Raw genomic sequence first — 14837 nt, 5'->3', positions numbered from 1 at the left:
GAGACCGAGCCCGATGACCGTCACCGCTCCACAGAGCCCGCCCGGCGACCAGGGGCCGGAGGCCGAGCCGAGCCCCGCGGGTCCCCCGAAGACGCCGGACCCGGCCCCGGCCACCCACCTGCCCGGACGCCGGCCAGGCGGCAGTTCAACGCGCGGAGACTCGCGCCGCAACCTCTCCACGCTGCGCGCCACCGACGTGTACGCCATGCTCGGCGCCGGCGCCGCGTCCCTCGCCGTCACCTGGCTGATGTTCGACCGGCTGCTGCCCTTCAACGGCACGCTGGGCTTCCTCGTCATCGCCTACGTGCTCTTCATCGGCGTGTACGCGCTGCTGGTCTCCTTCGACGAGGACGGACCCGCGGTCCGCGACCGCGTGGCCGCGGTGATCGTCCAGAGCCTCGGTCTGGTGATGCTGACCGCGCTGGGCTTCGTGGTCGTCTACACCCTCTACGAGGGCCGTGACGCGCTGCCGCACCTGAACTTCTACACCCAGTCGATGGCCGACGCGGGCCCGGTCGAACCCCTCAGCGTCGGCGGCATCCTGCACGCGATCGTCGGCACGCTGTGGCAGATCTCCATCGCGCTGCTGATCTGCATACCGACCGGGCTGGTGTGCGCGGTCTTCCTCAACGAGATCCCGGGCGCCTTCAGCCGGTTCGTGCGCACCATCGTCGAGGCGATGACAGCGTTGCCGTCCATCGTGGCGGGCCTGTTCATCTACGCGACCATCATCCTGAGCCTCGGCTCCGGCCAGAACGGCCTCGCCGCCGGGCTCGCGATCTCCGTGATGATGCTGCCGATCATCATCCGCGCGTCGGACGTGGTGATCCGGCTGGTCCCCGGCACGCTGCGCGAGGCGTCCTACGCGCTCGGCACCTCGCGGTGGCGCACGGTCTGGCACGTGGTCCTCCCGACCTCCCGGTCCGGGCTGACCACGGCGGTCATCCTGGGCACCGCACGCGGGGTGGGCGAGACCTCGCCGGTCCTGCTGACCGCCGGTTTCACCGCGGAGCTCAACACCAATCCGCTGCACGACCCGATGGTGTCGCTGCCGCTGGAGGCCTTCGAACTCGTCAAGTCCCCCGAGCCCACCTACATCGCCCGCGGCTTCGGCGCCGCGGCGGTGCTCCTGGTGCTGGTGCTCGTCCTGTTCGTCGCGGCCCGCATCGTCGGCGGCCGCGGACCGGGCAAGCTGACCCGCCGCCAGGAACACCGCCGGGTGAGGGCATCCCGCCGTGACGCGCAGCGCTTCGCCGCGTACGCACCCGCCGACCGGCCGCCGGCCGGTCCCGCCTCGACCAGTCCCGCATCGACGAGGAGCACCCCGTGATATCCGCACCCGTCCGTCGTCCACGCAGCGTGCGTGTGTACCAGGCGCTGGCGCTGGTCGTCGCACTGGTCTGCGCGCTCATGGCCATCCATCCGCCAGGTGCCTTCGCGGTCACCTACGTGAAGATCAGTGGCTCCGGCTCGACCTGGAGCGCCAACGCCATCGAGCAGTGGCGCCGCAACGTGCGCCAGCAGGGCATGACCGTGAACTACGCGTCGGTGGGCTCGTCGGTCGGCCGTACCCAGTTCGCGAACGGCACCTCCGACTTCGGTGTGTCCGAGATCCCGTACGGCCTCAAGGAGTTCGGCACGACGGACACTCCGCCGCAGCGGAAGTACGCCTACATGCCGATCGTGGCAGGCGGTACGTCGTTCATGTACAACTTGAAGATCGGCGGCAACAGGGTCACCAACCTCCGGCTGTCCGGGGACGTCCTCGCCAAGATCTTCACCGGCAAGCTCACGATGTGGAACGCACCGGAGATCAAGGCGGACAACCCCAAGCTGGCCCTCCCCGCCCGCCGGATCGTCCCGGTCATCCGCTCCGACGGCTCGGGTACGACCGCGCAGTTCACCCTGTGGATGTCCAACCAGCACAGCTCGCTGTGGAACGACTACTGCCGCCGGGCGGGCAAGCCCACGCCCTGCGGTCTGACGTCGTACTTCCCGAACATCGCCGGCTCCGGCTTCGTCGCCCAGTCCGGCTCGCTCGGCGTCGCGGGCTACACCAAGCAGCCCCAGGCCGAGGGCGCCATCACCTACGTCGAGTACTCGTACGCCAGGAACGCGGGCTTCCCGGTGGTCAAGGTCCTCAACTCGGCGGGCTACTACGTCGAGCCGACCGCCTCCAGCGTGGCCGTCGCCCTGACCCGGGCACAGATCAACAACGACTCGCGCTCGGCGGACTACCTCACCCAGAAGCTGGACGGGGTCTACACGTACGGGGACGACCGCACCTACCCCCTGTCCAGCTACAGCTACATGATCGTCCCGACCAAGGAGGAGATGGGCTTCACCAAGGCCAAGGGCGCCACGCTGAGCGCGTTCAACAACTACTTCCTCTGCGAGGGCCAGCAGCTGGCCGACCGGCTCGGTTACTCGCCGCTGCCGATCAACCTGGTGACGGCGGCCATGGACCAGGTGCGCAAGATCCCCGGCGCCGTGGCGGAGAACATCAACATCAAGAACTGCAACAACCCGACGTTCTCCAGCGACGGGAAGAACCTCCTCGCCAAGAACGCCCCGCACCCCGCGGCGTGCGACAAGAAGGGCGCGGACCAGTGCGCCACCGGCACCGGCGGCGCCAAGCAGCCCACCTCGCCGAGCGGCTCCGGTACGTCCGGCGGCAGCTCCGCCTCGGGCGGCTCCGGTACGACCGGCGGCTCGGGCACGACCGGCGGCTCCGGTTCGACGGGCGGCTCGGGTTCCGCGGGTGCGACCGGCGCCACCACCACCGGCGGTAGTGGCACGGCGGGCAGCACCGGCGGTACGGGCGGGACGACGACGGCAGGGACCGTGGTCGACCCCGACACCGGCCAGGTGCTCAGCACCAGCGGCGGCGGCACCGGCGACACCTCGGTCGTCGCCAGCCCGGTCTCCCTCGGCACGGGCGACGCCCTCGGTCTGCGTACGGCTCTGATGGCGCTGTCGGCGGTGCTGCTGATCGGCATCGTCGTCGGACCACCGCTGATCGGGCGCATGATGTCCAACCGGGCCCGCCGCCGGACCGGGGGTGCGGCATGACCGCCACAACGAGATCGCGGCGCCGTGTCATCGCCGCCGTGAGCGCGCTGCTGGCCGCGCTGGTCCTGGCCCTGCTCCCGCTGCCGTCCGCCACCACGTCCGCCGCCGCGGCGGACGGCACGGCGGAGGACTCCGCGGTGACGGTGACGGGGAAGAAGGGCATCGACGACTTCTCCAGGCTGAAGGTGACCGTCCATCAGACGAAGAACCTGCGGTCGCAGGGGGTGCGGGTCAGCTGGGAAGGGGGGGCGCCGACGCCGGCGGACAGGTTCGATTACAACTACCTGCAGATCATGCAGTGTTGGGGGGACGATCCGGCCGGGCCCGATCGGGATCAGTGCGTATTCGGCGAAACGGACACGAACTCTGCCGTGGTCCCGGGCAACTTCACCACGTACCGGACAGTGGACGCCAAGAGTGGCGGGGAGGCCACCGACCCGGGTGAGACGCAGTACACGGGTGCCAACGCATTCGTTCCTTTCCGCCCTGTCGGTAACCTCCCGCCCACCAAGTCCACCAAGGATCCGACCTACTTCGGTCCGCTGGACACGAATGAGCAGGTCGCCAACCGTACTTTCGCCGACGGTACGGGGGAGGTGACCTTCGAGGCACAGGACGCGCTCGAGGCGCCCCACCTCGGGTGTGGCGCGAATAAGGCGCCCACCGGCAGTACCCCCGTTCCGCGGTCGTGCTGGCTGGTCATCGTGCCACGCGGCACCCACGACGCCGACGGCACGGATGTCACGAATCCGGGTGGCAGCCGCACTCACAATCTTCAGACCTCGCCACTGTCAGCGACGAACTGGGCTCAGCGGATGGTCGTCCGACTGGACTTCCTGCCGAGCGAGGCCTATTGCCCGGAAGGCCAGCCGGAGCGGCCCACGGCCGGCTCCGAACTGGTGACGGACGCCGTCACCTCCTGGCAGCCGAAGCTGTGCTCGTCCACGGGGAGCACGTTCGCCTTCACCCAGGGCGGGGAGGAGGAGGCCAGGAACCAGGTGCTGAGCACGACGGACGATTCGCCCCTGCTGGGCTTCACCGTCGACCCAGTCACCCAGCCGGAAGACGGATCCAAGGTCGTGCACGCGCCGGTGGCGGTGTCCGGGCTGGCGATCGCGTTCTTCATAGAAGGCCCGTCCGGCGTGGTACAGGGAATGAATCTGAATCCGAGGCTTGTGGCGAAGATGCTCACTCATTCCTATGTGAATGATGTAACGCTGGGCGCTGTCCCCGATCATTTGAAGGGAAATAGCCTTGCCCTCAATGAGGATCCGGAATTCAAGGAGTTGAATCCGGGATTTCCTGTGCTGAGTAGCCGCCAGCTGAGGAGCCTCATGGTCCCGCTGCAGAGCTCCGACACCACGCGGATTGTCTGGAACTGGCTCCAGTCGGACAAGGACGCCCGGGAATTCCTCTCCGGGACGAAAGATCGCTGGGGCATGCGGGTGAATCCCAACTTCCAGGACCTGAACTTGGCAGAGAACACTTCGCTGACTGATTACCCCAAGGTGGACCCGACGACGTCGCCGTCCCTCGGCAACGGAACCCCGCCTCTCAACTACACGATCACCGACCTGGACCCGTACACGGCCGACCTGCACGACGGGGCCCTGCGAACCCGCCGGGGCAACAACACTCGCACCATCCAGTATCAGGTGGGAGACAGCCAGACCCCGACCAGGCTCATCAATGACGCCCCCATGTCGGGCAAGCGGGCGGTCATGGCGATCGTCGACGCCGCGTCGGCGGAGCGTTACGGGTTGACGACAGCGGCTCTGCGCAACGCGGACGGCAACTTCGTGAAGCCCTCGGCCGCCACACTCACGGCGGACGTCGCGACCATGCAGCCGTCGTCCGGGGACCCCACGGTGCTCAAGCCCGACCCGGCGCGAGCCAAGGGACAGGCATATCCCCTGACGGCAGTGGCCTACGCCGCGGCCTCGGTGAACCAGGACGCGAAGGTCCGCGAGTCGTACGCGAAGTTCATCAGGTACGTCGCGGGATCGGGCCAGACGCTCGGCGCGTCGGCAGGCCAGCTGCCCTTCGGTTACGCGCCGTTGTCGGCCAAGCAGCGGACGCAGGCCAAGACCGCCGCCGACGCCCTGGAGCGCGGCGAATCCGTGACCGATCCTGCGTCCGACGGGTCGAACCAAGGTGACACGGGGGGAGTCGGAGCCGACACCGGAGGAACTTCCTCCGGCGCGGACACCGGCGGAGTGTCCGCCGGTGGAACGGGCGGAACGGGCGGAACAGGCGGTGCCGGCACCAGTCCGTCGCCTTCGGATTCCGCTGCCGTGAACGGCTCCGCGCCACCCTCCTCCGGGCCGCAACAGAATGTCGCGGAATCCAAGGACACATTCACCCCCGGAGAGATTCTGGGAATTATCCGCTGGGTTCTTCTCGTCGTCCTGTTCGTGGGCGGGGCGGCAGGACTGTCAGGTCCGATAATGCTGCACTTCGCGCAGCGCCGGACTCCCTAGGAGACACCTAGGAAGCCTGCCCGTAACCTTTCCCTCATGGGGAATTGGTTGGTCATCTGGTGGAAACCCTGGAATTGTTTGCGGTGGCCGACCGACGGGTCGGCAGCAAAAAAATCCGGATTCAGCTCGAACGGCCAGCCTTCGAAAACCAGAAACCAAGGGGTTCAGAAGTGAACGTCAAGTCTCGCGCCAAGGTCGGCGCTGCTTTCGGTGTCGCGGCTCTCGGTCTCGGCATCCTGGCCTCCCCGGCGTCGGCGGACCCGAACCCGATCACTGACTACCGTCAGCTGGCTGGTGTCGGTTCGGACACCACGCAGTACGTCATGAACGGCATCGGTGACTCCGTCACGAACGCCAGCGGCAAGATCATCGCTTCGTGGAACGCCACCGGCACCACCACCGTCAAGACCAAGGCGACCGGCTGTGACAGCGTCGCCCGCCCGGACGGCTCCTCGAACGGTATCAACGCGCTGAACGCCGACATCACCGCCGGCACCAACTGCATCGACTTCGCCCGCTCCTCGCGCGGCCCGGCGGACACCAGCACCACGGACCTCACCTTCATCCCGTACGCCAAGGACGGTGTCACCTTCGCCACCGCCCTGGGCAGCACGCTGCCGACGAACCTGACGAAGGCGCAGCTGGCCGCGATCTACGAGTGCAACTCCACCGAGTTCCCGAGCGCGCAGCCGCTGCTGCCGCAGTCCGGTTCCGGCACCCGCTCCTTCTGGCTGTCGGCCGTCGGGATCACCGAGGCGCAGATCGGCTCCTGCGTCGACCAGACCATCCAGGAGCACAACGGCCTGGCGGTCACCAACGGCAACCAGATCATGCCGTACTCGATCGCTCAGTGGATCGCCCAGGGCAGGGGCTTCTCGGACGTCCCGAACCGTCGTGGTACGACGCGTCTGCGCAACATCAACGGCACTGCCCCCACCACGGGCTCGGGCACCGCGCTCGCGCTCAACGCGGCCTTCGACGCCGGCTTCCTCCGGAACGTCTACAACGTCGTCCCGACCGCCAAGCTCGCCGACTCCGTCGTTGCCGAGACCTTCGTCGGCTCCACCTCGAAGGTCTGCTCCAGCGGCACCGTCATCGCCAACTACGGCTTCGGCACCCTCACCAACTGCGGTGACACCTCCATCAAGGCCGAGCGGTAATCGATGACCGTCGTCTGATCCTCGCGTGAAGGCCGGGCACCTCTCCAGGTGCCCGGCCGCACGCGCTGTCCCTGTAATCCGTCAACCGTCCCCCGGGGGGCATAGCCGTGACCCTGCTACATCCATTCCGAAGAGCGGGCGCAATCCTGGCCGCCTGCGCCATACTCGCCCTGGGCCTTGTGGCTCTGGTCGTGTCCCAGTCCCAGCCTGCTCGGGCGGCGGCGTCCATGGGGGAATTCACCTTCGCATCCAGCAGTGGCAAGCTCAGCGATGCGGCGCCGTTCGGCCCGTCCCTCTCGACACCGGCAGCGTGCCCCGACTACGAGGTCAAGGACGACAACGGCAACGTAGTTGTGGCAATCCCCATCAACTACACCCTTAGTCTTTCGGTGGTTAAGCCGGGCGGTGGGTCGGACCCCGTGATGGCTTCGATCACGAGCGCGTCGCCCTACGATGCGGCCAAGTCGGCTTCTTTGGCAGCGGCGGACAATCCCGATCTGGGGCTCAAGAACCCGTCGGAGATCTTTACCTCCGATGGCACGTACGAACTCCGGTTGGTGTGCCTCGATGATTTCGGCGGCACACACCCCGACGGTAACTACTGGACCCAGAAGATCACGGTCACCGGGGACAACTGGGTGGTCGGCGAGGGTGCGAAGGCCACCCAGGTCGCGCTGACCGCCGCTCCTTCCGTGATCGAGCCCAACAAGGAGACAACGCTCACCGCGACGATGTCGCCGGTGGAAGTGGCCGGCACGGTCACCTTCCTGGAGGGCGGGACAACGCTGGGTCAGGCCACCGTGGCCAGTGGGAAGGCCGAGCTCAAGACATCGACGCTGTCCGAAGGACAGCACCACATCACAGCGCGTTTCACCCCTGCGAACACCGCTGAGTGGGGAGCCTCGGAATCCGCGCCTTTCCTGGTGACCGTGCAGTTGCCGAGGTTCGAGATGCGCGACGACTCGGGACAACTCCTGGCTGTCAACCCCGAGCTGAAGCGCGGCCAGACGGTGAAGGTCATCGCCCGCGGATGCCAGCCGAACGCCAAGTATTCGATGGTCATGTTCCACAACGACACCAAATTCCCCGACGGGACGGCTGACGCGAGCGGAACGGTGACCTGGCCCACTCTGACCGTGCCGGACGACGCGGTGGCGGGGCAGACCAGCTGGAACTATGACCCGATCTGCAACGGCGGTGCGGACAACCACCTAAGTGCGGTGCAGTTCACCGTCGCCGAACCGTCCTCCGACTCCCCGTCACCGAGCCCGACCGGCACCACGACGGACGAGCCCACGGACGATTCCAGCAGTAGCCCGACCGACGACTCTTCCGGTGACTCGTCCGGCACCACGTCCGGAACCACCACCGGTGGCAGCAGCACCGGTGGCAGCAGCACCGGCGGCGACTCCACCTCCGGCGGGACCTCGCCGACCGGCGGCCTCGCCTCCACCGGCAGCGAGATCGCGCTGTTCTCCGGCCTCGGCGCCGTCATCCTCGTCACGGCCGGCGTCTTCGCCGTACGGTACGGCCGCCGCGAGGGCCTGCTGAAGTTCGGCGAGCCCCGCTCGTAACAGCTCGGGAGCACGGGCGGCGGGCCCCCACCCCGCCGCCCGCGCCTCCGTTTCTCCACCACACACCTCTCCACAGGAGCGCTCCCCGTGACCGTGTTGTCCCCGCCCCCGCCGGCCGATGCGCCGCCGGTGCCGGCGCCTGCACCCGAGCCCAAGCCCGCCTCGGGGCCGCCGCGGGTCGAGCGCCCCGGCTTCGCGTTCGCCGGGGCCGCGCTGTGCGTGCTCGCCGCGCTGCTGCTCGGCTTCGCCGCCAACCTCACCATCGTGGGTCACCTCCAGCACGCGCGGGACCAGCAGACCGCGTACGACGAGTTCCGCCGTCAACTCGCGGTCGGTGTCGCACCGGTGGGCCAGCAGACGTACGACGGCAAGATGCTGGAGCCGGGCGCGCCCGTCGCCCTGCTGCGCATTCCGGCGCTGGGCCTGAAGGAGGTCGTGGGGGAGGGCACCACCTCCGGGGTGCTGATGTCCGGCCCCGGCCACCGCCGGGACACCCCGCTGCCGGGTCAGGCCGGCACCAGCGTGCTCATGGGCCGCCAGTGGGGGTACGGCAGCCCGTTCAACGACCTGCACCAGCTGCCCCTGGGTACCGAGATCCGGCTGACGACGGGTCAGGGCACGGCCACCTACAAGGTCTCCTCCATCCGCCGGAAGGGCGACCCGCTGCCGCCCACGCTCAAGGAGGGCGAGGGCCGGCTCACGCTCATCACCGCCGACGGCGCGCCCTACACGCCCTCCGGCACCCTCCGCGTGGACGCGACCCTGACGAGTGACGTACAGCCCGCCCCGCCCCGCCCGCTGGCGCTCGGCTGGATCGACGAGTCCGAGCAGGCCCTGGGCACCGAGAACGCGGCCTGGCTCCCGGTCTTCCTCTGGTCGCAGGCTCTGCTCGGCGCGGCCCTGCTCACCATGGCCGCGTACCGCGTGTGGGGCCGCTGGCAGACCTGGGTCGTCGGTGTGCCCGTACTGGCCGCCCTCGGCCTCGCCGTCTCCGGCGCCGCCACCCGCCTGCTGCCCAACCTGCTCTGACCGACTAGGAGTTCAACCATCATGTCCGACACGAACCCGACGCTCGTCGACGAGATCTTCGACCCGACGGTGAAGATGGCGAGCGCGAAGGCGGGCAGGCCTGCCGGTGCGCGTGCGAGTGCCGGTACCGGTCCCGGCGAGAGCAACCCGGCCACCCTGGAGGCCGACTCCATCTCGGCCTGGTTCGGCGACCACAAGGTCCTGGAGCACGTATCGCTCACCATGCCCGCCCGCAAGGTGACCGCGCTCATCGGCCCGTCCGGCTGCGGCAAGTCCACGTTCCTGCGGATCCTCAACCGCATGCACGAACTGATCGGCTCCGCCTCCCTCGCGGGCCGGGTGCTGCTCGACGGTGAGGACATCTACGACCGCGGCCGCCGCATCACCCACGCCCGCCGCCAGATCGGCATGGTCTTCCAGAAGCCGAACCCCTTCCCGGCGATGTCGATCTACGACAACGTCACCGCCGGCCTGAAGCTCGGCGGCATCAAGGCCGGCCGTGAGAGCAAGGACTGGCTCGTCGAGGAGTGCCTGACGAAGGCGGGCCTGTGGAAAGAGGTCCGGGACCGGCTGCGGCAGCCCGGCGGCGCGCTCTCCGGCGGCCAGCAGCAGCGGCTGTGCATCGCGCGCTCGCTGGCCGTACGACCGCGGGTGCTGCTCATGGACGAGCCGTGCTCGGCGCTGGACCCGACCTCGACGCGGCGCATCGAGGAGACGATCCACGAGCTGTCCGAAGAGGTCACCATCGTGATCGTCACCCACAACATGCAGCAGGCCGCCCGCGTCTCCGACCAGTGCGCGTTCTTCCTCGCCGAGCAGGGCACCCCCGGCGGCATCGTCGAACACGGCACCACGGACGCGATGTTCAACAACCCGCAGGATCCGCGCACGACGGACTACGTGAACGGACGCTTCGGATAGGCGCGTCGGCCAGACACATCGCACTTCCAGTGTGCGGTTCCAGTTCGAGCAGCCCGCCCATGTGAAGGAGTTCACCGTGAATCTCAAGACGCGTATCAAGGTCGGCGCGTTAGCCGGCGCCACGACTCTCGCCTTGAGCGCCCTGGCCGTCCCGGCCTCGGCGGACCCGAACCCGATCACTGACTACCGTCAGCTGGCGGGTGTCGGTTCGGACACGACGCAGTATGTGATGAACGGTCTGGGTAACGTCGTCACGAACACCAACGGCAAGGTCATCGCGTCGTGGAATGCCCTCGGCTCCGCCACGATGAAGACCAAGGCGACCGGATGTAACAGCGTCGCCCGCCCGAACGGCGACACGGCCGGTATCGACGCGTTGAACGCCGACATCACCGCCGGTACCAACTGCATCGACTTCGCCCGCTCCACACGCGGCCCGGCCGCGCAGGGTTCGAGTCTCACTTTCATCCCTTACGCCAAGGACGGCGTCACCTATGCCACCGACCTGGGCAGCACCGTGCCGACCAACCTGACGAAGCAGCAGTTGAGGGACCTCTATACCTGCGCGCCGAGCCGGATCCCGGACGTGGAGCCGCTGTTGCCGTATCCGGCTCTCGGCGACACGTTGGCCTTCCTGCGGTCCATTGGTGTGAGCGAGCTCGAACTCGGCTCCTGCGTCACCTACGGCGTCCAGTCGAACGATGGCACGGCGATCACCAAGCCCAACCAGCTCATGCCGTATTCGGTGGCGCAGTGGATCTCTCAGGGCAAGGGCTTCTCGGACGTCCCGAACCGGCGGGGTGCCTCGCGTCCGCGCAGCATCGAAGGCACATCCCCGTTCATCGGCGCGGGCACCTCGCTCGCCGTCAACCCGGACTTCGTCAGTCTCATCGACGTGTACAACGTCGTCCCGACCGCCAGGCTCACCGCCTCCGTCATCGGCGAGACCTTCGTCGGTGCCGGCTCGAAGGTGTGCGCCGCAACCGCCACCATCATGGACTACGGCTTCCGGACCGTGCCCAACTGTGGTGCCACCACCCTCACGGGTAACCGGTAGCTGCTGACCGCCATCTCGCTCCCCCGCCGCAGCCGGGCACCACCAAGTGCCCGGCCCGGCACCCACTGCCCGCACCCCCACGTCACTCGCCCTTCAGAGCCACCTGACCGCCCCGCTCATGAAGCCCAGTAGACCAAGGAGTCCGGAAGTGAACGTTTCGTCTCGCGCCCGATTCGGAGCCGTCCTCGGCGCAGCGGCCCTCGGCCTGGGCGCTCTGGCCGCGCCCGCGTCGGCCGACCCCAGCTCGTTCACCGACTACCGCATCCTGTCGGCCGTCGGCTCGGACACCACACAGGACGTCATGAACGGTCTCGCCAACGGCACCGACGTCGTGAACGCCGGCGGGGCCAAGATCATCTCGTCGTGGAACGCCGCCGCCAGTCAACCGTTCGACACCAAGGACCCGGCGACGACCCCGGGCTGCTCATACACCCGCTCGTCCACGAACGGCTCCACGAACGGTATCGACCGGCTGTCCGACGACATCTACTTCGGCGGGTCCACCTGCATCGACATCGCCCGCTCCTCGCGCGGTCCGAGGCTGCCCGGTCCCGACCTCACCTACATCCCGTTCGCCCGGGACGCCCTCACCTACGCCACCGACCTGGGCAGCACCCTGCCGACCAACCTGACGAGGCTGCAGCTGAAGGACATCTACACGAACTGCACCTACACGGACGGCACGGGCGTGCACGCGGTGCAGCCGCTGCTGCCGTTCGACGGAACGGGCACCTGGCATCTCTGGCTGGACTACCTCCGTGTCACCACGCCGGGCGCGTGCGTCGACCAGACCATCCAGCCGAACAACGGTCAAGCGATCACCGCCGCCAACCAGCTCATGCCGTACTCGGTCGCCCAGTGGATCTCCCAGGGCAAGGGCTTCTCGGACGTACCGAACCGTCGTGGTGAGACCCGTCTGCGCGGCATCGACGGCCAGACCGCCACCACCGGCACGGGCACCACGCTCGCGATCAACCCGAACTACGCCTTCTCCCGCGACGTCTACAACGTCGTCCGGTCGACCGGGCTGAACGACGCTGCGATCGCCGAGGCGCTTGTGGGGAGCACGTCGGACGTGTGCCGGGCGTCCGCCACCATCCAGACCTACGGCTTCCTCCCCATCGCCAACTGCGGTGCGACCACGCTCACGGGCGGCCTGTGGTCGTGAGCGTCGTCCGATCCCGCTGATCCCGTGTCACGGCCGGGCACTCCCGCCCGAGTGCCCGGCCCGCACCACCGACCACAGGAAGGGATGCGCCGCATGAAACGCACCCTCCGCGCAACGACCGAGAGACGTTCCCGCCGCACGACGGCGACGGCCCGTACCGCGGCCGTCCTGGCCGCTGTCGCCACTGCTGCTTCCGTCGCCCTCGCCGGCTGCGCCGTCCCCGGAGCGCCCGACAAGGGCCTGGCGGCCCCGCCCGCGTCCGTCCCGTCCGCCGAGCGGGCGGCCCCGGCCCCGGACCCGGCCGAGCCCACAGCACTCGGGACCTCGGCCCGCCCCCTCACGCCCGAACCCGCTCCCACCGCCACGCCACCGCCCCGCAGCCCCGCCCCGGAGCCCTCGCCCTCTCCCGGCAGGCCCACCGCGTCGTCGACGACGAAGCTCCCGGACCTGTCGCGCACCCCACCCCCGTCCGCGTCGCCGCGCCCCAGCCCCACACCCGTAAAGGCGTCGCCGGAGCCGTCGGCCGGGGCCGGTGCCGAGACGTTCGGCCGGCGCAGCCCGGACGGTTCGACCACCCTGCGCATCGGCTCCTGGTCGGCCCGGGTCGTACGCGGTGGGCAGGAGGAGGTGGACGCGTGCCGTGACGCCGTGCAGTGGGCGGGGCCCGACCTCGGGACGACGGAGGACGGCTACGCGCTGCGCACCGCCGTCGTCGTCGGCCACGACTATTGCGGCGGCTTCGAGCGGTTCGCCAAGCTGCCCGTGGGCTCCGTCGTCACGGCCACGACGCCACGCGGTACGTTCGAGTACCGCGTGTACGCCCACTACGTCAGCCCCGGCCGCGGCACCCCGTCCCAGGGCCTGTACTGGGGCGACCTCACGCTCCAGTCCTGCGTCGGCCCGAACACGGGCTTCAGCTACCTCATGCGGGTGTGAGGCGTAGCCGTCACCGGAGGGAGCACGGGATGTCGGAAGAGAAGAAGAACAGCGACGGCGGTCCTGTCACCAGCTTCGGTGTCCCATGGACGGCACGCTGCTCGACGGCGTGCCGTGGACGGCTTGGTGGTCGGCCTCGGCGGCCTTCTGACGCGTCAGCCTTCCGACGCGTACGTCACGAAGTGCGCCCAGGCGCCAGGCGCGAGCGCCAGTCGGGGACCTTCGACGTTCTTGGAGTCGCGGACGTGGACTGTGGCGGGGGTGGTGGCGATCTCGACGCAGGAGTCGCCTTCGCTGCCGCTGCTGTAACTGCTCTTGAACCAGTCCAGTGCCACTTCCACGCAGGAGTCGGCTTCGCTGCCGCTGCTGTAGCTGCTCTTGAACCATGCCAGGTCGGAGGGGCCCCCGGCCGAGGTCTTGCGGATCATGTTTCCCCCAGCAGTTGTTCGACGAAGGCCATGGACTCACGTGGGGTGAGAGCCTGCGCCCGGATGATGCCATACCGCAATTCCAGGATACGGAGGTGCCTCGGCTCGGAGAGTGGACGGCCGTTGGCCACCGCTGGAGAGCGTCCCACCGCCGAGCCGTCCTGGAACTTCAGCACATCGATCCCGCCGTCTACACCCGCGTGCTCCTCGCGGTCCATCAGCATCACTTGAAGCTCGACGTTCCTCAACTGTCCTGCCTCAACCAGATGTTCGAGCTGGCGGCACAATGCCGCCCTCCCTCCGAGCGGACGTCGCAGCGTCCACTCCTCCAGGACGAAACTGATCTCAGGCGCCGGATCCCGTTCGAAGACGGCCTTGCGGGCCACGCGCGCGGCGATGAACCGCTCCACCTCGTCCCCGGTGTAGGAGGGGCGCCGCATCAGAAGCAGCGCCCGTGCGTACTCCGGCGTCTGCAGCAACCCGTGAATGTTCAGCGGATCGTAGAGCTGAAGCTCAACCGCTTTGGCCTCCATCTGCGCCAGGTCCCGAACCTTCTTCGGATACCGAACCTTCGCCACATCCTCCTTCATCGCCGAGAGCAACCCTCCCGCCCCCAACACGTCGTCCGCCCTGTCCAGATGCTCGGGCCGGGGAATCCGCTTCCCGCCCTCGATCTTGTAAACCAGATCCTCCCCGTACCCCACCGCCGTGCCGAACTCGGCGGTCCGCATCCCCACCGCCTCCCGCCGCAGCTTCAACTGCCGCCCCACCGTGGCCACGACCGCAACGCCCCAGTCGTCGTCCGGGTCGACCTCCCACCCCGTCTCGTCCGCCTCACCCTTGAGCCGTCGTACCTCGCCGTTCACCGACATGCCACACCCCTCCGTCGTACCGCTCGGCCGCAACGCCCTTACCCGTAGGGCAGGTTCCGACAGCCCGGACAACAGCGGACATTCTCCGGACGGTCACCCTACGCATCGGCATCGTCACTGTTCACGGTAGGCATGCACCG

12 protein-coding genes are annotated in these 14837 nt (G+C 68.6%); 10 read left to right on the top strand and 2 right to left on the bottom strand.

What is annotated here, in order from left to right; translation table 11 throughout:
• The first annotated feature begins 13 nt into the window (after positions 1-13).
• The 10 genes from pstA (at position 14) to RV986_RS19850 (ending at position 13397) form a co-directional block, all read left to right on the top strand.
• Positions 14-1330: a phosphate ABC transporter permease PstA gene (gene pstA, locus RV986_RS19895; RefSeq protein WP_475918709.1), complete on the top strand. Its 1317-nt coding sequence runs from the start codon at positions 14-16 to the stop codon at positions 1328-1330.
• The gene (pstS, locus tag RV986_RS19890) at positions 1327-3072 is read left to right on the top strand and encodes a phosphate ABC transporter substrate-binding protein PstS (RefSeq protein ID WP_475918708.1); all 1746 of its coding nucleotides are present in this window, start codon (positions 1327-1329) and stop codon (positions 3070-3072) included. The genes pstA and pstS overlap by 4 nt, the downstream gene beginning before the upstream one ends.
• Before the next feature lie 38 nt (positions 3073-3110).
• Positions 3111-5552: a hypothetical protein gene (locus tag RV986_RS19885; protein WP_475918707.1), complete on the top strand. Its 2442-nt coding sequence runs from the start codon at positions 3111-3113 to the stop codon at positions 5550-5552.
• Positions 5553-5722: 170 nt separating this feature from the next.
• Complete coding sequence (locus tag RV986_RS19880) at positions 5723-6712, top strand: hypothetical protein (protein WP_475918706.1); 990 nt, start codon at positions 5723-5725, stop codon at positions 6710-6712.
• Between the two features lie 422 nt (positions 6713-7134).
• A complete protein-coding gene (locus tag RV986_RS19875) occupies positions 7135-8286 on the top strand; it encodes an Ig-like domain-containing protein (RefSeq protein WP_475918705.1) in 1152 nt (383 codons plus the stop codon).
• 87 nt (positions 8287-8373) lie between these two features.
• Positions 8374-9315 carry a sortase gene (locus RV986_RS19870; RefSeq protein WP_475918704.1) on the top strand — a complete coding sequence of 314 codons (942 nt, stop codon included), beginning with the start codon at positions 8374-8376 and terminating at the stop codon, positions 9313-9315.
• A 21-nt stretch (positions 9316-9336) separates the two neighbouring features.
• Entirely contained in the window at positions 9337-10236 is a 900-nt protein-coding gene (locus RV986_RS19865) for a phosphate ABC transporter ATP-binding protein (protein WP_475918703.1), read from the top strand.
• Between the two features lie 61 nt (positions 10237-10297).
• Positions 10298-11293 carry a hypothetical protein gene (locus tag RV986_RS19860; protein ID WP_475918702.1) on the top strand — a complete coding sequence of 332 codons (996 nt, stop codon included), beginning with the start codon at positions 10298-10300 and terminating at the stop codon, positions 11291-11293.
• Between the two features lie 148 nt (positions 11294-11441).
• On the top strand, positions 11442-12461 hold the full coding sequence (locus tag RV986_RS19855; RefSeq protein ID WP_475918701.1) for a hypothetical protein: 1020 nt from the start codon (positions 11442-11444) through the stop codon (positions 12459-12461).
• 93 nt (positions 12462-12554) lie between these two features.
• Positions 12555-13397: a sortase family protein gene (locus tag RV986_RS19850; protein ID WP_475918700.1), complete on the top strand. Its 843-nt coding sequence runs from the start codon at positions 12555-12557 to the stop codon at positions 13395-13397.
• A gap of 155 nt (positions 13398-13552) precedes the next feature.
• On the opposite strand, the gene RV986_RS19845 is transcribed toward RV986_RS19850, so the two are convergent.
• Positions 13553-13825, bottom strand: coding sequence for a DUF397 domain-containing protein (locus RV986_RS19845; protein WP_475918699.1), 273 nt, complete (start codon positions 13823-13825; stop codon positions 13553-13555).
• Positions 13822-14697 carry a helix-turn-helix domain-containing protein gene (locus RV986_RS19840; RefSeq protein ID WP_475918698.1) on the bottom strand — a complete coding sequence of 292 codons (876 nt, stop codon included), beginning with the start codon at positions 14695-14697 and terminating at the stop codon, positions 13822-13824. Before RV986_RS19840 ends, RV986_RS19845 begins: the two co-directional genes overlap by 4 nt.
• Positions 14698-14837: the final 140 nt, after the last annotated feature.

Source organism: Streptomyces sp. RLA012, from assembly GCF_056270325.1.
The sequence above is the reverse complement of the archived record's forward strand: the minus strand, read 5'-3'. Positions and strand labels throughout refer to the sequence as shown.